Source organism: Clostridium sp. (assembly GCF_032552055.1).
Classification (GTDB): Bacteria; Bacillota; Clostridia; order Clostridiales; family Clostridiaceae; genus Clostridium.
Genome location: NZ_JAWGSV010000025.1, coordinates 1 through 21,176, shown reverse-complemented (window position 1 = coordinate 21,176; position 21,176 = coordinate 1). Strand labels below are relative to the sequence as shown.

At 29.9% G+C, this 21,176-nt stretch carries 18 protein-coding genes; 1 reads left to right on the top strand and 17 read right to left on the bottom strand.

Annotated features, from left to right (window positions below):
* The 13 genes from E6248_RS03550 to E6248_RS03490 all read right to left on the bottom strand — a co-directional run.
* Positions 1 to 586 (bottom strand): CheR family methyltransferase (locus E6248_RS03550; RefSeq protein WP_316339445.1); only part of this gene is annotated, 586 nt, incomplete at its 3' end.
* A gap of 8 nt (positions 587 to 594) precedes the next feature.
* A complete protein-coding gene (locus E6248_RS03545) occupies positions 595 to 1,179 on the bottom strand; it encodes a CheB methylesterase domain-containing protein (RefSeq protein WP_316339444.1) in 585 nt (194 codons plus the stop codon).
* Between the two features lie 15 nt (positions 1,180 to 1,194).
* The gene (locus E6248_RS03540) at positions 1,195 to 1,686 is read right to left on the bottom strand and encodes a chemotaxis protein CheD (protein ID WP_396335122.1); all 492 of its coding nucleotides are present in this window, start codon (positions 1,684 to 1,686) and stop codon (positions 1,195 to 1,197) included.
* Between the two features lie 5 nt (positions 1,687 to 1,691).
* Complete coding sequence (locus tag E6248_RS03535; protein WP_316339442.1) at positions 1,692 to 2,138, bottom strand: chemotaxis protein CheW; 447 nt, start codon at positions 2,136 to 2,138, stop codon at positions 1,692 to 1,694.
* A gap of 13 nt (positions 2,139 to 2,151) precedes the next feature.
* Positions 2,152 to 3,921: a flagellar assembly protein A gene (locus E6248_RS03530; protein WP_316339441.1), complete on the bottom strand. Its 1,770-nt coding sequence runs from the start codon at positions 3,919 to 3,921 to the stop codon at positions 2,152 to 2,154.
* 99 nt (positions 3,922 to 4,020) lie between these two features.
* On the bottom strand, positions 4,021 to 4,836 hold the full coding sequence (locus E6248_RS03525; protein ID WP_316339440.1) for an aminotransferase class IV: 816 nt from the start codon (positions 4,834 to 4,836) through the stop codon (positions 4,021 to 4,023).
* A 14-nt stretch (positions 4,837 to 4,850) separates the two neighbouring features.
* Positions 4,851 to 5,489: an HAD-IB family hydrolase gene (locus E6248_RS03520; RefSeq protein ID WP_316339439.1), complete on the bottom strand. Its 639-nt coding sequence runs from the start codon at positions 5,487 to 5,489 to the stop codon at positions 4,851 to 4,853.
* A 141-nt stretch (positions 5,490 to 5,630) separates the two neighbouring features.
* The gene (locus E6248_RS03515) at positions 5,631 to 6,824 is read right to left on the bottom strand and encodes a pyridoxal phosphate-dependent aminotransferase (protein WP_316339438.1); all 1,194 of its coding nucleotides are present in this window, start codon (positions 6,822 to 6,824) and stop codon (positions 5,631 to 5,633) included.
* 14 nt (positions 6,825 to 6,838) lie between these two features.
* Positions 6,839 to 7,660, bottom strand: coding sequence for a PHP domain-containing protein (locus E6248_RS03510; RefSeq protein WP_316339437.1), 822 nt, complete (start codon positions 7,658 to 7,660; stop codon positions 6,839 to 6,841).
* A 95-nt stretch (positions 7,661 to 7,755) separates the two neighbouring features.
* Complete coding sequence (locus tag E6248_RS03505; protein ID WP_136004406.1) at positions 7,756 to 8,091, bottom strand: DUF1292 domain-containing protein; 336 nt, start codon at positions 8,089 to 8,091, stop codon at positions 7,756 to 7,758.
* Positions 8,092 to 8,352: 261 nt separating this feature from the next.
* Positions 8,353 to 11,865 carry a pyruvate:ferredoxin (flavodoxin) oxidoreductase gene (gene nifJ / locus E6248_RS03500; protein WP_316339436.1) on the bottom strand — a complete coding sequence of 1,171 codons (3,513 nt, stop codon included), beginning with the start codon at positions 11,863 to 11,865 and terminating at the stop codon, positions 8,353 to 8,355.
* Positions 11,866 to 12,041: 176 nt separating this feature from the next.
* Entirely contained in the window at positions 12,042 to 12,467 is a 426-nt protein-coding gene (locus E6248_RS03495; RefSeq protein ID WP_316339435.1) for a flavodoxin, read from the bottom strand.
* Between the two features lie 163 nt (positions 12,468 to 12,630).
* Complete coding sequence (locus E6248_RS03490) at positions 12,631 to 13,716, bottom strand: undecaprenyldiphospho-muramoylpentapeptide beta-N-acetylglucosaminyltransferase (protein ID WP_316339434.1); 1,086 nt, start codon at positions 13,714 to 13,716, stop codon at positions 12,631 to 12,633.
* A gap of 211 nt (positions 13,717 to 13,927) precedes the next feature.
* Here E6248_RS03490 and E6248_RS03485 point away from each other — a divergent pair, with 211 nt between their 5' ends.
* Positions 13,928 to 14,110: an alpha/beta-type small acid-soluble spore protein gene (locus E6248_RS03485; RefSeq protein ID WP_316339433.1), complete on the top strand. Its 183-nt coding sequence runs from the start codon at positions 13,928 to 13,930 to the stop codon at positions 14,108 to 14,110.
* Positions 14,111 to 14,404: 294 nt separating this feature from the next.
* Here the strand turns inward: E6248_RS03485 and recJ are convergent, their stop codons facing one another.
* The 4 genes from recJ to E6248_RS03465 all read right to left on the bottom strand — a co-directional run.
* Positions 14,405 to 16,192 carry a single-stranded-DNA-specific exonuclease RecJ gene (recJ, locus tag E6248_RS03480; RefSeq protein ID WP_316339432.1) on the bottom strand — a complete coding sequence of 596 codons (1,788 nt, stop codon included), beginning with the start codon at positions 16,190 to 16,192 and terminating at the stop codon, positions 14,405 to 14,407.
* A gap of 16 nt (positions 16,193 to 16,208) precedes the next feature.
* Positions 16,209 to 16,748, bottom strand: coding sequence for a DJ-1 family glyoxalase III (locus E6248_RS03475; protein WP_316339431.1), 540 nt, complete (start codon positions 16,746 to 16,748; stop codon positions 16,209 to 16,211).
* A gap of 197 nt (positions 16,749 to 16,945) precedes the next feature.
* Positions 16,946 to 19,855 (bottom strand): DNA topoisomerase IV subunit A, encoded by a 2,910-nt coding sequence (locus tag E6248_RS03470; protein WP_316339430.1) that lies wholly within the window; start codon positions 19,853 to 19,855, stop codon positions 16,946 to 16,948.
* 21 nt (positions 19,856 to 19,876) lie between these two features.
* Positions 19,877 to 21,176: toprim domain-containing protein (locus tag E6248_RS03465; RefSeq protein ID WP_316339429.1), on the bottom strand; the 1,300-nt coding region annotated here is incomplete at its 5' end.

Below are 21,176 nucleotides of genomic sequence, written 5' to 3'. Positions count from 1 at the left end.
TTAAATCAAACTCTTTTTCATATGTATCTAAAATTAAATCATGCTTTTTAAAATTAATCATTGATTTTAATTTAGTATCTATTAAAAATTTGCCATTTATATCTTTAAAATACTTTTTCTTAAAATCCTCACTAACATTTTTCATTTCTGAAGGTAAATATTCACCTTCTTTAGCTCTTCTTAATATATTATTATCTATATCAGTAGCTAAAATTTTCGCATTAATTCTAGGATTTATTTCATTAAGTATCATTGCTAAACTATATGGCTCACAGCCTATAGAACATGCTGCACTCCAAATTTTAATACGCGAATTTAATATGCAATATTCTTTTAATATTTTTTCAAGATCCATAAATAATTCTGTATTTCTAAAAAACTCTGTAACATTTATAGTTATGAAGTCTATAAATTTATCTCTTTCTTCTTTGTTAGCTATTAATAAATTTTTATAATCTTCCAAAGATGGAATACCTGCCCTAGACATTAAACTGCCGATCCTTCTATTTAACTGCTCTGGCTTATAGGCATTTAAATTAATCCTATATTCCTTATATACCCAATTATGAAATTCTGAAAAATCCATATACCCTCCTAATTGCCATTAACTATACTGGTTATTTTTGATGCTATATCCTTTAAGGGAAGTACGTAATCGACACATCCTGTTTCATAAGCTACTTTAGGCATTCCATATATTATAGAACTTTCTTTATCTTGAGCAATTGTAACACCATTGTTTCTCTTAACCATAGCAGTTCCTTCCGCTCCATCTTTCCCCATACCTGTAAGAATAACAGATATTATTCTACTTCCATAAACGGTAGCTGCGGTCTTAAACAATTTATCTACAGCTGGCCTTACCCCCCATAATAAAGGTTCATTTGTTAATATTATGGCCCCATTAGAGGTAACTTCCATATGGCTTCCTCCAGGAGCTATGTAAACAGTATTTTTTTCTATCTTCATACCATTCGTAGCTTCAACTACTACTAGTTGACATTTCCTATGTAATCTTTCAGCAAAGCTCTTGGTAAATCCACTTGGCATATGTTGTACAACTAAAACAGCAACATTTAAATCCATAGGTAAATTAGTTACTACAGTTTCAATGGCATTAGGACCTCCAGTTGATGCTCCAATTAATACTATATCTTTGTTTCTTACATTATCAAACAATAATATTACCTCCCCCTAGAGTTCTTTAATATTGTTTCCTATACTTTTTATTAATACAGAGCCATCTTCACTTTCAAAAACCATAGTTCTGCCCTTATTTCCACCTACATCTTCACCAACTAAAGGAATTGATAGTTCCCTTATTGCATCAATAACAGCTTTACTATTTCTTTTGCCTACATCACTTATAATTTTTTTATCTGGAAAGTTAAACATAGATGCTCCTCCAGCTATTTTAGCTGTCATATTTTCTTTCTTGCATCCTATAGAAATCATTTTCTTAACTATTGCCTCAACTCCCAAATCAGCATATTTAAAAGGATTAACTATGTTTTTAAATTGAGTACTATCAGGTAGCATTATATGGACTAATCCAGCTACCTTCTTTTGATTATCATATATGGCAATTCCAACACATGAACCAAGTCCTAAAGTAATTAATTTATCTGGAGATGATACTACTGCTCCATCTGCTATTCCAACCCTAACCTCTTTTTTTTCATTCAAACCTTTCACCCCTGAAAAACAATCTCTTCTTCTTGGACAGTTAATATTTTATCTAAGCTAATCATAATAATTATATTGTCATTATTCTTAACTAATCCCTCTATATATTTTTTAGATATTAACGTTGAAAGGCTATTAGGATTTTTTATATCTTCTTCATAAATACTCATAACTTCACTTACACTATCTACTAATATTCCAAACTTTCCGCTTTCTCTTTTAACAACTATTATTTTCTTTTCAGAACTATTTACATGTTCTAACCCAAATTTTTCAATAAGATTTATAATAGGTAAAACACTATTTTCATAATCTATAACACCATCTAAGAAAGTAGGAGAATCTGGAAGTTTTGTTGGTTCTTCAAACCCAAGGATTCTTTCCACTTCCATAATATCAGTAGCATAAAATTCATTTCCTAGCTTAAAAACTAATATTTTAATTTCATTCATTTTTTACACCCTCCTATAGTAGTAATTTATCCACTGCTAAGCTACCATCTTTATCAATATAAATATGTATATTCTTAGAAGGCTTGTCTAAAATATACTTTTTATTACCTATTATAAAGGTAGTATTGTGATATGCAATATTTGCATATATTTCCCCTAACTTATCTACCTCTAAACTTGTAATAACACCAGATTCACTACCAATAGTAGAAGCTTTTATTAACTTACTAGCCTTTAAATACCCACCCCTACATACTGAATTTTCATAATCAAATACTATACTATCAGAAGCATCTAAGGTACTAGTAAATAATCCCTTACCAATAATATGTATATTCCCTAAGACATTAACAGTTGATTCCTGAGCATATTCTATAGTTAAGTCAGAGAAAACTATAGCATCTCTTTCAAGCTCTTCTAATTCCTCTTTAACTTTATCAGCTATCTCATCTAATTCACTAACATCTTTTATTCTACTTGGTCCAAGTCCTAGTAACTTTCCTTTTATTAAGGTAACAACTTCTGAATTACAGCAATTATCTTGCATTGAAACTGATATTATCTTAACTAAATTTTTATTTATATCCTTTAGTTTAGTTTCAATTAAAGATTTAATTATTATTCCATCAGTAACACCTTTTTTAACTAAATGATTTACTTTAATATATTTAGTATTGCTAATTAAAACCTTAAGATGATCTTCAAGAATTTTCAAATATTTTATTCTATTAGCCTTAACTAAGTTAGTTCCACCAACCTTAATTGTAGAATCAACAATATTTCCTAAAACATTGCTACTTGATTTCGCCTCAATCTCCGCACTAAAGGCTCCTCCTCTAACAAGAACACTACCGCCAGAAATCACCTTCATTCCTTCATTAACTTTTCCATTAATCTCTACATTACTTGGAAATTTAATATTTCCTGTTGCTATGGTAACATCTTTATTCAATATGTAAATAGGCTCAACTAAGAATGTGTTTCTATCAAACTTAGGTTTTCCATCTATAGTTGAATAAACTAAGTTATCTTTAAGCCTTGCCCCATACCCTGTAAAATAAGCTATTTTTTTCTTAGCCTTTCCCAAAATAGTCTTAGAAAAAATATTTTTCCCATCTACACCATTTTCTCCTTTTATAATTTCGGCTAATAATTCATTAGCTTTAACACTAGTTATAGTATTAAAATTTCTATAGTCAATTTGATCTTGGCTTTCACTATCATAAGATTTTTTTTCATTTTCAAAAAACAATCTAATTTTATCTTCTATTGGCGGTTTTGCTTTTATGCCTTTAGCAATTAAAACTTCTTCAGTATTCCTATTCTTTGTTATTAATTCTAAAGCTTCATTATCTACTCCAAAGGTTATTCCAACCTTCGAAAGCTCTTCTTCAATTTCTCTTTTGGTAACTATAGGAGGATATTCTCCCTCCTTTTCATCTACATCTAAAGTTAAGTACTTAGATTCTTCTAAGTCTTTAAGAGGATAATTTATGGCTTTTAAATAATTTATTGAAATATATCCTTCAGTTTTATCTTTATTATAAGTAAATGATATTTCTCTTTTTGCTAAAATATTTTCCTCTTTGAACTCTATTTCATCTTCTTGCTTTACACTAGAAGGGCTATTAACTTTTTTTCCATTTATAAATAAACTTCCCTTTGAAGGTGGGCATATAATTGCATATTCTCCTTTGTTAATAGGATTTTTTACAATTATTTCACCATTTTTAACACAGATACTGCCATCTTTGCTCTCAGTGCCTCTCTTCCCCTCACCCATTCTAATCCACTCCTAAATTATGATATTATACCTTTACTATATAATATCATATTTAAATCTCTTTTTGAATAATATTCAATTTATTATAAAACTTGCTAACTATTTCTTATTCTTTTTTACATATAAATCTATTTCTCTATTGAATTCTCTTATCAGTCTTCTCATAAGCTCATTTTCTACATTTAACTTAATATCATTTACATAAGATATAGGTAAAATCTTAGGAGATGTTCCTGATATATAGGCAGCATCAAAGTCTTTAAGTTCCTCGTATTTTATATTAGTTTCATCAACATCAATACCAATAGCTTTTGCTACTGATATAATCTTCCCTCTTGTAATCCCAGGTAAAACTGCTTCAAGTGGTGGTGTAAATAAAGTATTATCTTTTATTAAAAATATATTTGATTTACTTCCTTCAGTAATATAACCATTATTGTCAACTAATATTGCTTCAAATGCATTTGATTTCTTTATTTCCTCTATTACCTTAGATCTAAAGTTAGAATCAACTACTTTAGCATTTGGATTAGTTCTTTCTCCATGATAAAAAATCGTTTTGATTCCTGTTTTATATAGTTCCTCACTTGGATAACTATGCTTAATATTAAAAACCTTCATTGTATCTGTTTTTATATCAAAAGTTAATTTAATATTGCCATTAACAATTTTATTTACTTTTATTAAGTTACATAAATATTCTTTTATCTTTTCAAATTTATAAGAAAATGTTTTATTCATTAATTTAAAACTATCTTCCATTCTTTTTATATGATCCTCAAAAAATAAAGGCACACCATCTATAACTCTTATTACTTCATAAATAATTCTCTCTTTTTCATCAGTGTCCTTTGTGTAATTTTCCACAGGTTCTATATGACCATCTTCCAAATAATATTTATTAATTGCCTCCACCTTATTTCCTCCTATTACTTCCAATTCAATACTTTAAAATCATTTTTCTTTTTATAATTAATAAGATATGGATTGCCAACTAAATCTAAAAGGGGTTTGTCTGATAAGGAATCAGAAAACATATAGGAATTTTTATAATCTACTTCTATATTATTTAGCTCTAAATACTCCGTAAGCCTTCTTACCTTTTCTTCGCCTTTACAATTTAATCCATCCATCTTTCTTGCAAAAAATCCATTTTCCACTCTAAATTTAGTTCCAATTATCACATCTACTTCCTGAATATCGTATAACTCTTTTAAATAAAATTCAGGTGATGCTGAAATTAAATAAATTTTACATCCTTCATTTTTAAGCTTTTTAATCATATCTATAGCATCTTTATATAATATTTTTTTAAGAACCTTGCTATAGTATTCTTTAGCTAGATTATCTAAATCTTCTTCATGAATTTTATCTATAAATTTTAAAAAAGATTCCTTTACTCTTTTTTCATCGTAGACCTTAATCGAATACATTAATCCACTAAATAAAGCTCTTGGAAGAAATCTTATATTTTTAAAATTCTTAAATACTACAAATTTATATAATTCCATTAAAGTTTCCTTTTTTGTTAAAGTAAAATCCACATCAAATATTGCTAACTTTTCCACTTTTCTTCCTCCACTCTTTTTCACAATTTATTATATACTATAATCTGCTATTTTAAAACAAATTACTATAATCAGTCCAGAATATATATAAAAAAAGACAAAAATCCAATTACAAAAACTGAATCTCTGCCTTTTCTATATTTACACTAAGTTTTTTAAATAAGCTTCTAATCTATCTAATCCCTCTTCTATTATATCCATAGAAGTAGCATATGATAATCTAATATAGTTATCTAATCCAAAGGCTATACCTGGAATTACTGCTAAGTTTTCTTCTTTTAAGATACTCTTAGAAAAATCCAGTGAAGTTTTTATAATATTGCCATTTATAGATTTACCATAAAATTTGGATACATCAACCATAATATAAAAAGCCCCTTTAGCTTTTATAAATGATAATCCATTAATTTTTTCTATTCTATCAATCATATAGTTTCTTCTTTTTTCAAATTCAACTATCATAGCTTTAATACTATCTTGTGGGCCTTCCAATGCTTCTATTGCTGCATATTGTGATATTGAATTTATATTTGAAGTCACATGGCTCTGAATGCTTCCCATTAACTTAGCAATTTCTTCACTACATGCAGAATAACCAATTCTCCAACCAGTCATTGCATAAGATTTAGATAATCCATTAATTACTATTGTTCTTTCATAAGCATCTTTAGATAGTGATGCTATACTAATATGCTTTTCATTATCATAAATTAATTTTTCATATATTTCATCTGAAATTATTATTAAATCATTTTCCTTTGCAAAGTTTGCAATTTCTAACAAATCTTCTTTAGAATAAATACTTCCTGTTGGATTATTAGGACTATTAATTAAAATAGCTTTTGTTTTACTACTAACTAATTTTCTTAATTCATCTATTGAATATTTATAATCATTTTCTTTTTTTGTATTCACAAGAACTGGAACACCATCTGCAAGCTTAACTAGTTCAGGATAACTTACCCAATAAGGTACTGGTATTATTACTTCGTCACCTTTATTTAATATAGCCATAAAAGCATTTGCTAGGCTTTGTTTAGCACCAGTAGAAACAACTATTTGACTAGGCTTGTATTCTAATTTATTATCATTTTTAAACTTTTTACATATAGCTTTTCTAAGATCTAAAATCCCACTAGCTGGAGTATATTTAGTCTTACCTTCATTCATAGCCTTTATAGCAGCTTTAATAATATTATCCGGAGTATTAAAATCAGGTTCTCCTGCTCCAAAACTTACTACATTTATTCCATCTTCTTTCAATGCTTTTGCTTTTGCTGTAATTTCTAAAGTAATTGATGGATTGATTTGCTTTGCCTTACTAGATAAATCCATTATTATTCCCCCATTTATTTTATTGAATTAATTAATTTATTAAATAAATCTTCATTTATTCCATAACTACCTATTAAATTATCTTTAGATGCTTCTTTATCATGAAAGTCACTACCTCCAGTAATAATAAGTCTATGTTTTTTACATAGATTATGAAAACTGTTTGTTTGCTGAGTAGAGTGACTTGGATGATATACTTCCACACCTTTTAATCCATAAAACTTTAAATCTTTCACTATTTTTTCTACTGCTAAAGTTTTATATATTTGCCCCGGATGTGCAAGTATAGAGATACCACCTGCATTATTTATTACTTGGATTGCTTCCTTATAAGTTAATTTTTCACCTTTTACATAGGCTGGCTTTCCTTTTACTAAATAACTTGTAAATGCACTTTTGTAATTTTTAAAATATCCTTTTCTAACCATAGCCTTTGCAACATGACTTCTGCCTACTGTAGATTTAAAATCATCTTTTAAATCATCAAGGCTTAAATTAATATTATCTTTCCGTAAATTAAATAATATCCTCTCAACTCTATCTAACCTAGCTTTATTTAATCTTTCTACCGTTTGCCTTAGCTCTGAATTATCTACATCAAAAAAATATCCTAGTATATGAAGCTCAATATCATCATACTCAGTACTTAACTCTATACCAGGTATTATATTTATACCACAATATTCTTTATCCACTATATATTGTGATGAAATTGAATCATGATCTGTTATAGAAATGTTCTTCACTCCTATCTCAAGAGCCGTCTCAATAATATCTTCTGGTGTCATACTGCCATCTGAATAATTAGAATGAATATGTAAATCTGCATATTTCATATTAACACCTTATTTCTTAAGTTTATATTATGAATATATCATTATTAATATAAATTTACAAATAAAAAAAGTGCCGAATTTGGCACTTTTTTATACTAGTCTTCTAATTCTTCACTATAGAATTTTGATACTCTATCAAATTCCTCTTCTTCAGGAATTACTAATTCACCATCTTCTAAAGTTTTAAATAAGTAAACTGAATCTTCATTTGGATCTTGAGCTAAGATATATTCATTATCTTCAAACTCAAAAGCATCTATTATTGGACAAGAGATTACATTTCCATTGTCATCTTCTAAGTCTACTACATAATGTTCGTGATGGTCTTCACCACATCCACATCCATCATGATGTTCGTGATCGTGATGCTCGTGACCACATCCACAAGCTTTTTCCTCTTCATTGCATCCGCATTTCTTTTCATTATCCATAAATATAATCCTCCTTTATGAGATTATGTCTCCCCTTAATTTTAACCTTATTTTAGATAAATTAAAAGCAAAACATTTATTTTTTATAATTAATAATATTCTTAACGATAAAAACAATTAAAAAAATCAATTATTCATATATATAGGTGAAAACTTTTTAGGTTTTCTCAGTAATTTCGCAGAAATTACATCCTCAATTTCTCATTCTTAATTCTTCATTGTTAATTTAATAAAGGCTGCCTTTAAGGCAGCCCTTTTTTATTATTCTTGTTCAGCTAATCTCTTATATCCTGCTAATCTATCCATAGCATCTTTTTCTGTCTTTTCAAATAATGCTTCTGCTTGCTCTGGGAATGCCTTAGCAAGTGATGCATATCTTACTTCACCCATTAAGAAATCTCTGAAGCTTGCTTTTGGCTCCTTAGAATCTAATGAGAATGGGTTCTTAGTTCCAATTAAAGTAGGATTGTATCTGTATAATCCCCAATATCCGCATAGAACAGCTTGCTTAGCTTCTTCTTGGCTGTTAGCCATACCAGTCTTAATACCATGGCTTATACATGGAGCATAAGCTATGATTAATGATGGTCCATTGTAAGCTTCAGCTTCAGCTATTGCTTTAAGAGTTTGGTTCTTATCAGCACCCATAGAAATTTGAGCTACATATACGTAACCGTAAGTCATAGCCATCATTCCAAGGTCTTTCTTCTTAGTTCTCTTACCTGATGCAGCAAACTTAGCTATTGCAGCAGTTGGAGTTGACTTAGATGATTGACCACCAGTGTTTGAGTAAATTTCTGTATCAAATACAAGAACATTTACGTCTTCTCCTGAAGCAAGAACGTGATCTAATCCACCGTATCCGATGTCATAAGCCCATCCGTCTCCTCCGAAGATCCATTGAGATCTCTTAACTAGGAATTCTTTATCCTTTAAGATTTCTCTTGCATAATCAGCATCTACATTTGCAAGTACTGCCATTACTCTATTAGCTCTATCTCTAGTACCTTCTCCACTGTTCATATGATCTAACCAGTCTTGAAGTACTGCTTTAACATCTTCTGAAGATTCAACTTCTAAGCCCTTCTTCATGTTGTCAGCAATTCTTTCTCTGATAGCCTTAACTCCTAAGAACATACCAAGTCCGAATTCAGCGTTATCTTCGAATAATGAGTTAGCCCAAGCTGGACCATGTCCTTCATGGTTAACTGTATATGGAGTTGATGGAACTGAACCACCCCAGATTGATGAACATCCAGTAGCGTTAGCTATCATCATTCTATCTCCAAATAATTGAGTTACAAGCTTAGCATATGGAGTTTCTCCACAACCAGCACAAGCTCCTGAGAACTCAAATAATGGTTGTTCAAATTGGCTACCCTTAAGTGTATTCTTGTTCATTGGGTTCTTCTTAGGTGCAACTTCTTTAATTGCATAATCCCAAGCTTCAATTTGTTCTTCTTGAGTATCTATTGGTTTCATAACTAAAGCCTTACCTGGTGCTGGACATACTTGAGCACAGTTTCCACATCCAGTACAATCTAATGGAGTTACACTGATTGAGTAGAATGTTGGTTCTTCTGTTTTTAATGCCTTTGCAGGTACTAGCTTTAATGAATCTGGTGCATTGTCTTTTTCATTTTCATTTAATAAGAATGGTCTTATTACTGCGTGTGGACAAACGTAAGCACATTGGTTACATTGGATACACTTATCTTGTTGCCATTCTGGAACGTTTATAGCAATACCTCTCTTTTCGTAAGCAGCTGTACCAGCCATAAATGTACCATCTTCCATACCGTTAAATGCTGAAACTGGAAGGTCAAATCCTTTTTGAGCATTGATTGGTTCTACTATATTCTTGATGAATGCTGGAACATCGCTTCTCTCTTCCTTAGCTTCTGCCTTAGCATCCTTCCAATCTGCAGGTACGTCTATCTTAACAATAGATTCAACACCCTTATCTATAGCAGCATGGTTCATGTTAACAACTTTTTCACCCTTTTTACCGTATGACTTAACAACAGCATCTTTTAAGTACTTAACAGCATCTTCAACTGGGATAATGTTAGCAATCTTAAAGAATGCAGCTTGCATTATCATGTTGATTCTTCCGCCAAGACCGATTTCTTGAGCTATCTTAACAGCATTTAAAGTGTAGAACTCAATATTGTTTTCTGCTATATATTTCTTCATTTCAGCTGGTAATTTTTCATTAACTTCTTCTGGAGTCCAGATAGTGTTTAATAAGAACTTACCATTCTTCTTTAATCCTTCTAATACATCATATTTATAAACATATGCTTGGTTGTGACAAGCAATGAAATCTGCTTTATCAACTAAATATGGTGACTTAATTGGTTTCTTACCAAATCTTAAGTGAGAAACTGTTATACCACCAGATTTCTTTGAATCGTATGCGAAGTATCCTTGAGCATACATGTCTGTATGGTCTCCAATAATCTTGATAGCACTCTTATTAGCACCAACAGTACCATCTGATCCAAGTCCCCAGAACTTACAAGCCTTAGTTCCTTCTGGAGTAGCATCGATATCTGCAACTGTTTCTAATGAAGTATTAGTAACGTCATCAACTATAGAAATAGTAAATCCGTCTTTTGGTTCTTCCTTACTTAAGTTTGCAAATACTGCTGCAATATCAGCTGGGTTTGGATCCTTAGAACCTAATCCATATCTTCCTCCAACTATTACAGGAGCATTTTCTCTACCATAGAATGCACTCTTAATATCTAAGTATAATGGTTCTCCGATTGAACCTGGTTCCTTAGTTCTATCTAAAACAGCTATAGCTTTAACTGTAGCTGGTATAACCTTTAATAATCTTTCCTTAGAGAATGGTCTATAAAGTCTAACCTTAACTACACCAACTTTTTCACCTTTTGAAGTTAAGTAATCAATAGTTTCTTCAGCAACGTCTGTTGATGAACCCATTGTAACGATTATTCTATCAGCATCTGGTGCTCCATAGTAATCGAAGCAGTGATATTCTCTTCCAGTAAGTTTAGTAATTTCAGCCATGTAGCTTTCAACTACTTCAGGAACATCTTCATAGAATCTGTTTACTGATTCTCTAGTTTGGAAGTATATATCTGGGTTTTGAGCTGTACCTCTAGTAACAGGGTTATTAGGGTTTAATGCTCTCTTCTTGAATTCATCAAGTGCTTCATAATCTACTAATTTAGCTAACTCATCATATTCTAAAACTTCTATCTTTTGAATTTCATGTGATGTTCTAAATCCATCAAAGAAGTTCATAAATGGTATTCTAGTCTTAATTGAAGTTAAGTGAGCTACTGCAGATAAATCCATAACTTCTTGAACTGAACCTTCAGCAAGCATAGCAAAACCAGTTTGTCTTGCAGCCATAACGTCTTGGTGGTCACCAAATATACTTAATGATGATGTAGCAAGAGCTCTTGCTGATACATGGAATACTGTAGGTAATAATTCACCTGCAATTTTATACATGTTTGGTATCATTAATAATAAACCTTGAGAAGCTGTATATGTTGTTGTTAATGCACCAGCTTGTAATGATCCGTGAACTGCACCAGCTGCTCCAGCTTCTGATTGCATTTCCATAACCTTAACAGGTTGACCAAATATGTTCTTTTTTCCTTGAGCTGACCATTCATCAACGTGTTCAGCCATTGGTGAAGATGGTGTGATTGGGAATATTGCAGCTACATCTGTAAACGCATATGAAATGTGAGCAGCAGCCGTATTTCCATCCATAGTTTTCATTTTTCTCATCGTGTTTGACCTCTCTTCCTTATATATAAAAATTTTATAATAGGCTTAATACAGAAATTCTTCTGTATTTCAATTAAATAAATTGTTAAAAGTTTATTTTTTATTATTTTAAAATACTTACCCCCTATAATAAGCACCTTAAAACCATTGCCTTAGCATTACTGTATTCAAAGAATTTATTTAGCTAAAATCCCACCCATTTGTTTAGACTTTAATATTTCATCTTTACTTGGTGATTCTTTAACTGCGATGTAATCTATAACATCAAAGTCATAGTCCTTCATACGTTGAACCCAGTCAACCATGAATTTACCATCATCCCATCCATATGATCCAAATAATACTATCTTCTTTTGTTTGTTAGGTAACAATTTGAATTGGTTTATAAAAGGTTCCATTTCTAGTTGTTCAATCCTATTGTTATCCATTGATGGACTTCCAAAGGCAACAGCATCAGCTTCTGTAACATCTTCAACTTTAGCATCACGAACATATTTAATATTAACCTCTGCTCCTTGTGCTTTTGCACCTTCTAAAATTGAATTTGCTAGGACTTCTACATTTCCTCCGTTACTCCAATAGATAATAGAAACTTTTTTCATAAATACCTCACCTCATTCTTTGACCAAAATAGTCAAACATTTCGGATATATATTACCTATTCTTACACTTACTATTTTATTATATAACACTATTTTTTTTTTGCAAGTTTTTAAGGTCCCATATTGGAACATTATTATCCTCTCATTTAAATAAGGTCCTATTTTATTTGTTTAACTCAATACTTTTTATTATTACTCCTAAAATAGCCTCTACCCCATTACTAACCCCACTATTATTCATATTTTGCACTAGTACTGCTTTCTTCTCTCTTAATTCATCTAATTTAATTATTAATTTTTTATTATCTTCCATCATCTCATCTTCATCTAAAACTAGTGAGAATCCTTCTTTCTCGAAAGAATTAGCATTTAATATTTGGTCTCCCCTACTTATTTTCTTTGATAATGGGATAAGTAAGGTTGGTTTCTTCAAAGCAAGAAGTTCAAAAATCACATTTGCTCCTGCTCTCGATATAATTAAATCAGAAGCCTTTAAAAGATTAGGAAGCTCTTCTTTTACATAATCAAATTGCTTATAACCATTAATATTTAATAAACCTTCATCTAAATTGCCCTTACCGCAAATATGAATTATGTTAAAGCTTTTTAAAAGTTCCTTTAAATTCTTTCTAACTGCATCGTTAATACTCTTTGCTCCTAGACTCCCACCTATTACTAATAGTATTTCTTTATTATCTTTAAATCCACATAGTTCTTTTCCTTTAAGAGAATTACCTCTCAATATTTCTTCTCTTATTGGAGTTCCAGTTAGAACACCTTTATTATCCTTTACGTATTTTAAGCTTTCTCTAAAAGTTACACACAGCTTATCGCAAAAAGGAGAAGATAGCTTATTAGCAAGTCCAGGTGTTAAATCTGACTCATGGGACACAACCGGTATTTTTCTCATAGAAGCTGCTATCACTACAGGAACAGCAACAAATCCACCTTTTGAAAAAATAACATTTGGTTTTTCCTTTTTTAATATTTTATTAGCCTCTATTACACCCTTCATGACCTTAAAAGGATCAGTGAAATTTTTAATATCAAAATATCTTCTTAATTTCCCAGATGATATTTCAAAATATGGAATTTTTGCATCGCCTATTATTTCTTTTTCTATTCCATTCTTACTACCAATATACTTTATTTCAAATCCATTTTCCTTTAATTTAGGAACTAAAGCTAAATTTGGAGTTACATGACCAGCCGTTCCCCCTCCAGTCATAATAATTTTGTATTTATTCATAAAACCACTCCTTAATAAAAGCATCAATTTTTAATTACAATTTATATACTATTTCACTATAACATATTATCTTTTTCTTTTTAAATGTTATTTTCTAATTTTAATTTATTCTTCCCTTCCACTATTATGTCCATTTTCCTTAACTTACATATAATATTTTCTTAAAAAAATACACAAGCTATTCTTACAAAGATAAAAGGAGGTGACAATAATGGCAAAGACGTTAGTTCCAGGAGCAAAAAATGGATTAGCTAAATTCAAAAATGAAGTAGCTAGTGAAATTGGAGTACCTTTCTCAGACTATAATGGAGACCTTTCTTCAAAACAATGCGGAAGTGTTGGTGGAGAAATGGTTAAGAGAATGGTAGAACAATATGAAAACACTATAAAGTAGTTTTTAATTGTTATACAATTTAACCAATAAAGAGGAGCTCTTACACAATCAATAATGAAAAATAAAGAATTAAAAATTAATGAAAAACTCATTTATGAGTTTTGAAAACTATTTTCTAAGTAATTTATTACAAATTACTTCATTCATTATAAATTTTTAATTTTAAATTTCTAATTATTACTTTTGTGTGAAGGCTCCTTTATTATTTCAATTGTATTTTTTCAATGTAGTTTATAGTTTCTATCTCCTATAACTTGTATATTAAATCTTTAGTTTACACACTCTCTATTAACGCTATATAGTTTTTAATCTTATATTTTTAATGTTCATTTGAACTGTTCTACTTCCCCTAAACTCATTTATACTAGGATAATATATAACATCTGCCTTAATATTTAAATAACTAGTTTCAACTGCTTCTATATATTTATCTTCTCCATAAATTTCAATTAAACTTTCTCTAAAATCTTCTAACTTATCAAAAGTTACTCCATCTATATAAAGCTTTCTTTCATTTTTATAAAAACTAAACCTAAGTTTTAAGAAGTTCTTTTCTTTACCTAAAAGCCACATTCTTTCTATATTTAAATCCTTAACTGCAAAAAGTGGACTTGGATTTCCTTTGCCAAAAGGCCTTAAATCTTCTACTACTTCTATTAATTCCTCATTTAAATAATTTAAACTTAATGGCAAATCAATTTTTACTATAGGAACAACATCCTCATCAGTTAAATGACAGTTTTCATTTAATCTTCTTCTAAGAATATCTATATTTTCTTCTTTTAAAGATAATCCTGCTGCCATTGGATGACCACCAAACTTCTCTATAAGCTCTTTGCACTTACTTAGCTCTTCTGTAATATTATATCCTTCTATAGATCTTGCTGATCCTTTAGGCATTTCTTTAGCACCAGTTAATACTATGCAAGGCAGATTATACTTTTCTTTTATTCTACCAGCTACTATTCCTGCTATACTTTCATGAATATCTTTATCATATACTACAATAACCTTATCATCTTTTTTAAGTTCATTATCTAAGCTTCTTAGCACTCTCTCTGTACTTTCCTTAGTAAGATCTTGTCTTATAGAATTAAGTTCACTTAATTGGTTAGCTAAAGCTTTTGCTCTATTTTCATCTTCTGTAATAAGTAGTTCTACTGAAAGGTCAGCTGTTTCTAATCTTCCTGTAGCATTGATACAAGGTCCTATTACAAATCCTAAATGATATTCTTCTAATTTCTTATCAAATAATCCTGTAGATTTCTTAAGTTCTAGTATTCCTAAATTCTTCGTATTATTTAGAAGCTCTAATCCTTTTTTTACTATTATTCTATTTTCATCAACTAAGTCTACTACATCACAAACTGTTGCAATAGCTGCAAATTGAAATAAGTCCATTATTGCATCTTCTTCAATATTAAACTCATCAAAAAGACATTTTGAAAATTTTAATGCAATTCCAGCTCCACAAAGCATCTTAAATGGATAATTGCAATCGCTTCTCTTCGGATTGATAACAGCATCTGCTATAGGAATACTTTTAACTAATACTCCATCCTCATTTTCTCTTATTGGAATATCATGATGGTCAGTTATTACAACTTCCATATTTAGCTCTTTTGCTATTTCAACTTGTTCAAAAGCAGAAATTCCATTATCACAAGTTAAAATAACTTCATAACCTTCTTCCTTAAGCTTTTTTATTCTCCCACTATGCATTCCATAGCCTTCTTCCTCTCTATTTGGGATATAGTAGCTATAGTTTGCATTAACTTTTTTTAAAGCTTTATATAAAATTGTAGTACTATTAACTCCATCACAATCATAATCACCATAAATTATGATTTTTTTATTATTTTCTATAGCATTTTTTATAATAGATACTCCTTTTTTCATATCCTTCATTAAGTACCCATCATACATATCTTTTACTTTTCCATATAAAAATCTCTTAGCTAAATTTATATCATCAATTCCTCTATTAGCTAATAATCTTAAAACTAAAGGATTTTCCTCTATGGAATTAGAGAGCTTTAAAAAGCTCTCTTTCTTATTTGTTAGTATCCAATTTTCTTTCATTATTACACCTATTATATTAGTCTAAAAGCATTGCTGATTTTATCTTTTCCACCTTTTCAGCATCTATTTTAGATAAAATTTCAAAGGCAAAAGGTATTGCTGCTGCCGGACCTCTTCCTGTTATTATATTTCCATCTACTACAACTAAATCTTTTTTATAATTAATATTTCCCATTTCATCTTCAAATCCTGGGTAACATGTTAAATTTCTACCTTCTACAACTCCAGCCTTTGCTAAGGATATTGGTCCTGCACATATTGCACATATATATTTATTTTTAGTATTAAACTCTTTTATTAGTTCAATAACCCTATCATTATCTCTTAAATTCTTAGCTCCTGGCATTCCACCTGGTAGTACTATAAAATCATAATCCCTTATTTCTTCATCCATAATATTTTTATCAGCTTTCACAACAATATTATGAGAAGTTTTCACTTCTAATCCTTCAAGAGCAAAGGTAGTACATTCAACTTCAGCTCTTCTTAAAATATCTACTACTGTTAAACCCTCTAATGTTTCAAAACCATTAGCAAGCAAAATAGCAACTCTCATTACAAAACCCTCCTTTTTTTCAATTAACAATTATCAATTAACAATTATCTATATACTCACTTCGGAATTACTAAAAGTTAAGTTATTCTAAAACTCATGAAGGAGTTTTAGAATAACTCTTCTCTCTTCACTTATCCCTCTTAATTTTTTCATTGCTTAATTTTTTTAATTTTTCATTCTTCCTTGTGCTCTGGCACCTAATTTATTTCTTTAATCTCATCCTCAAGGAGTATAGTCATTACACTAGCACCTTTTCCTGCTCTATTTTGAAGCTTAATGTCTTCAATAAATATTTCTTTCTTCTCCTTGTTTTTAGTTACTAAAGTTAATTTATCTAATGAAGTTAGAGCTATTTCTGAATTTTTTGCACTTTCATTTGATGATATGAAGATTAGTTTTCCAAGTATAGCTTCATCATCTTCTCTTAAACTAATACCTGTTACTCCTGCAGCAATTTTACCCATAGGATTAATATTATTAGATAAGAACTTAATAGCCATACCCTTTTTAGTAATTATAATCATTTCAACATCATCTTCACTATATAATTCTACAGAAATCAACTCATCATTATCATACTTAAACTTATAAGAACTTTGAGCAATATAGCTTCCTTCAAATTCCTTTAAACTAGTTTTCTTAACCATTCCTTTTTTACTAAAGAAAAATACAAACTTGTTATTATAATCACTGCAACTTATTAGCTTAATTACCTTTTCACCTTTTTCAAGATTATCAATAACCTTATTTAAAGGTATTTCTTCTTTATTAATATTAGATAATAAGAAAGCAGGTACCTTAAATACTTTTCCCATATTTGTGAATAATAATATATCACTTAAAGAATTTGTTGTAACTTTTAAGCTATCATTTTTTCTAACACTATTAAAACCTTTAAAGTTTCCTTTTGCTGTTACTCCAATTGAAAAGTCAATATATTCTATTTTATCAACGTATTCTACCTTTGTAACCTTATCTTTTGGAATTAAGTTAAATAGTGATATAGGTAAAATATTTCTTGGTAAATCTTCTAATTCAGGAAGACTTATGTTAAAGCTTAACCCTTCACTAGTCTCAAAAGCAGCAAATTCTGTTTTTTCTTCACCTTCTAATATAGTTACATCTATTACTTCATCGTTATCCTTAAGCTTAATAGCTTGAAGTTTAGAATAATTAGTTTGGAACTTGTCTAAGGAACTCTTTTTAATTCCTCCCTTAGAAGTAACAAACTGAATATATTTACTTGGCATAAAATTATCTACTGATGTTGCATAAACTATTGTTTCATCTTCTAAGTTTAAAGTTTTAATAACCTTGTCTAATCTTTCCCCTTTATCCTTCCACTTAGCTTCAACAATGTTTATTCCCTTAGTTTGATACATATTACCTCTATTAGTAAATATAATAATACTTTCAGTAGTATTGGATTTAAATAATAATTTAAGTTCATCACCTTCTCTATATTCTATATCCTCAGGTTTTGCACTTAATCTATTAAAGGTCTTTAAAGGTATTCTCTTAATAAAGCCATCCTTAGATAAAGTCATCATAACATCTTCTACTATTATAAGTTCTTCTACATCTATCTTAGCTTCACTATCATCTTTAATTATTTCTGTTTTTCTCTCAGAACTATATTTATCTGAAACTTCTTTAAGTTCATTTTTTACTACTTTTAAAAGTTCTTTTTCTTCAGATAAAATCTTCTTAAGTCTCTTTATAGTTTTTTCAAGTTCAGCATATTCTTTTTGGAAAACTTTAATTTCAAGGCCAGTTAATCTATATAACATTAACTCAAGAATTGCTTCTGCTTGTAATTCAGTAAAACCATATTTCTCAATAAGATTTACTGATGCATCTTTTTTAGATTTAGATTCTCTTATAGTTTTAATTATTTGATCTAAAATATCTATTGCTTTGATAAAACCTTCTACTATATGGAATCTCTTTTCAGCAGTTTCAAGTTCTTTTCTAGTTCTTCTAGTAACTATTTCCTTTTGATGATTAACATAATGACCAATTATAGTTTTAATTCCCATAGTTAGCGGCTTACCTTCTGCTAATGCAACCATATTAAAACTTAAGTTACATTGAAGGTCAGTTCTTTTAAATAAATATTTAAGAACCTTATCTGCTACATCATAATCAGCAGATTTTCTAAGTTCAATAACCGCCCTAACACCTGTTCTGTCCGATTCATCTCTTATATCTGTAATAGCCTCTAAAGCCTTGGCGTGCTTTTTATCTCCTGTCATTTCAGATATAGTTTGAAGTAACTTTGCCTTATTTCTTCTATAAGGGAATTCTGTAATTACTATTCCTAGTCTTCCATTTTCAATTTTTTCAATGGAAGTTTTAGCTCTTAAAGTAACCTTACCTTCACCTGTCTCATAGGCTTGTAAGATTGAATTTTCACCTATTAGAATTCCTCCTGTAGGTAAATCTGGTCCCTTTATATAATTCATCAATTCCTTAGTAGTAATTTCATTATTATCTATATAAGCTAATACACCTTCAGTTACTTCTCCTAAATTGTGTGGAGGTATATTAGTTGCAAGTCCTACTGCTATACCAAAAGTTCCATTTACCAAAAGGTTTGGGTATCTACTTGGTAATACCCTTGGCTCCATTTCACTATCAGAATAGTTAGGAATCATATCTACTGTATCTTTATCAATATCTCTTAACATTTCCATAGCTATAGGAGCAAGTCTTGCTTCTGTATATCTCATGGCAGCTGCTCCATCACCATCCATTGAACCCCAGTTACCATGACCATCTATTAAAGTTTCTCTTGTTGAAAAATTTTGAGCCATTATTACCATAGCATCATAAACTGAAGTATCTCCATGAGGATGGTATTTACCTAAGATATCCCCAACTATTCTTGCAGATTTATAATAAGGTCTATCAGGAAAGGCCTTTAATTGATAGGCTCCATATAATATCCTTCTATGAACAGGCTTTAATCCATCTCTTACATCAGGAAGTGCTCTATCCTTTGCAACTTCTATAGCATAAGGTAAGTAATTGTCAGGCATAGCCTCTTCTAAAGGAACAGTTATAATATTATTATCCTTTGGTATTTCATTTATTTTCTTAGCCATATCTCTTCTCCAATTCCTTTATTAAAATTCTCCATACTTATACATATAAGCTTTTCTTGGTTCAACTATATCTCCCATAAGTAAAGAAACCATTTTTTCTGCCTTAGCAGCATCTTCTATAGTTACTTGAAGTAAAGTTCTTGTTTCTGGGTTTAATGTAGTTTCCCATAATTGATCTGGATTCATTTCTCCAAGTCCTTTATATCTTTGAATAAGTGCACCTTTACCAATTTCCTTCTTTACACCTTCTAGTTCTTCATCACTATAAGCATACTTATGAACCTCTTTACCCTTAACATTTTTATAAACCTTATATAATGGTGGTTGAGCTAAGTAAAGATGTCCATTTGAAATTAAAGGTCTCATATATCTATATATATAAGTCATCCATAATGTTCTAATATGGTAACCATCTACGTCAGCATCACTCATAATTATAATCTTATCGTACTTTAAATCTTCTTCTTTATAATTATCTAAGGTACCTGTACCTAAAGCAGTATTAAATATCTTAAGCTCTTCTGAAGCTAATACATTTTCTAATTTTTGCTTTTCTGTATTCATTATCTTACCTTTAGAAGGCATAATAGTTTGGAATCTTCTATCTCTTGCTTGCTTAGCTGAACCACCAGCTGAGTCACCCTCAACTACTATAAATTCATTTACAGTATTATCTTTTAAAGTACATACTGCTACCTTTCCTGCAAGAGGCGCTGTTCCCTTACCTATTTTTTTCTTTTCAGCTTCATTAATTTTCTTTATCTTTTCTCTTCTTTGAGCTGCTTGAAGTGCATTATTTATTATCATAGTAGCTACTTCTTTGCTATCTTCTATCCACTCACTAAACTTTGTATAAGCTAAATCATTCATCATTGTATAAGCTTCAGCTGATCCAAGCTTAGTTTTTGTTTGTCCTTCAAAGATAGGATTAGTAATTTTTATTCTTACTATTGCAGTCATACCTTCTCTTAGATCATCACCTTCAAATTCTTTATCTTTTTCTTTTAATAATCCAAGTTTCTTTGCTCCTTCTTTAAAAGCCCTTGTCATTCCTGTTTTAAATCCTGTTTCATGAGTTCCAGCTTCTGTAGTAGGAATATTATTTACATAGCTTGCTATATTTTCTGTAGAAGAATCAGTAAATTGAATACATACTTCACCAAACATTTGAATATTATTTACTGTCTTTTCACCTTCAAAATATATTGGTGCTTGATGTAATACAGTTTTACTTTCATTTAAATATTCAATAAAATCTAAAAGTCCTCTTTCAGAATAATATTCTTTTCTAAACTCTTCTTCTTTCCTTAAATCTATAAGC

Bases quoted from the DNA above. Each gene is read 5' to 3' on its own strand.
- E6248_RS03505 (WP_136004406.1), bottom strand. From the start codon at position 8,091: ATGGATAATGAAAAGAAATGCGGATGCAATGAAGAGGAAAAAGCTTGT.
- E6248_RS03485 (WP_316339433.1), top strand. From the start codon at position 13,928: ATGGCAAAGACGTTAGTTCCAGGAGCAAAAAATGGATTAGCTAAATTC.
- E6248_RS03535 (WP_316339442.1), bottom strand. From the start codon at position 2,138: ATGAATGAAATTAAAATATTAGTTTTTAAGCTAGGAAATGAATTTTAT.
- E6248_RS03515 (WP_316339438.1), bottom strand. From the start codon at position 6,824: ATGGATTTATCTAGTAAGGCAAAGCAAATCAATCCATCAATTACTTTA.
- nifJ (WP_316339436.1), bottom strand. From the start codon at position 11,865: ATGAGAAAAATGAAAACTATGGATGGAAATACGGCTGCTGCTCACATT.
- E6248_RS03530 (WP_316339441.1), bottom strand. From the start codon at position 3,921: ATGGGTGAGGGGAAGAGAGGCACTGAGAGCAAAGATGGCAGTATCTGT.
- E6248_RS03475 (WP_316339431.1), bottom strand. From the start codon at position 16,748: ATGAGAGTTGCTATTTTGCTTGCTAATGGTTTTGAAACATTAGAGGGT.
- recJ (WP_316339432.1), bottom strand. From the start codon at position 16,192: ATGAAAGAAAATTGGATACTAACAAATAAGAAAGAGAGCTTTTTAAAG.
- E6248_RS03510 (WP_316339437.1), bottom strand. From the start codon at position 7,660: ATGAAATATGCAGATTTACATATTCATTCTAATTATTCAGATGGCAGT.
- E6248_RS03470 (WP_316339430.1), bottom strand. From the start codon at position 19,855: ATGGCTAAGAAAATAAATGAAATACCAAAGGATAATAATATTATAACT.
- E6248_RS03490 (WP_316339434.1), bottom strand. From the start codon at position 13,716: ATGAATAAATACAAAATTATTATGACTGGAGGGGGAACGGCTGGTCAT.
- E6248_RS03495 (WP_316339435.1), bottom strand. From the start codon at position 12,467: ATGAAAAAAGTTTCTATTATCTATTGGAGTAACGGAGGAAATGTAGAA.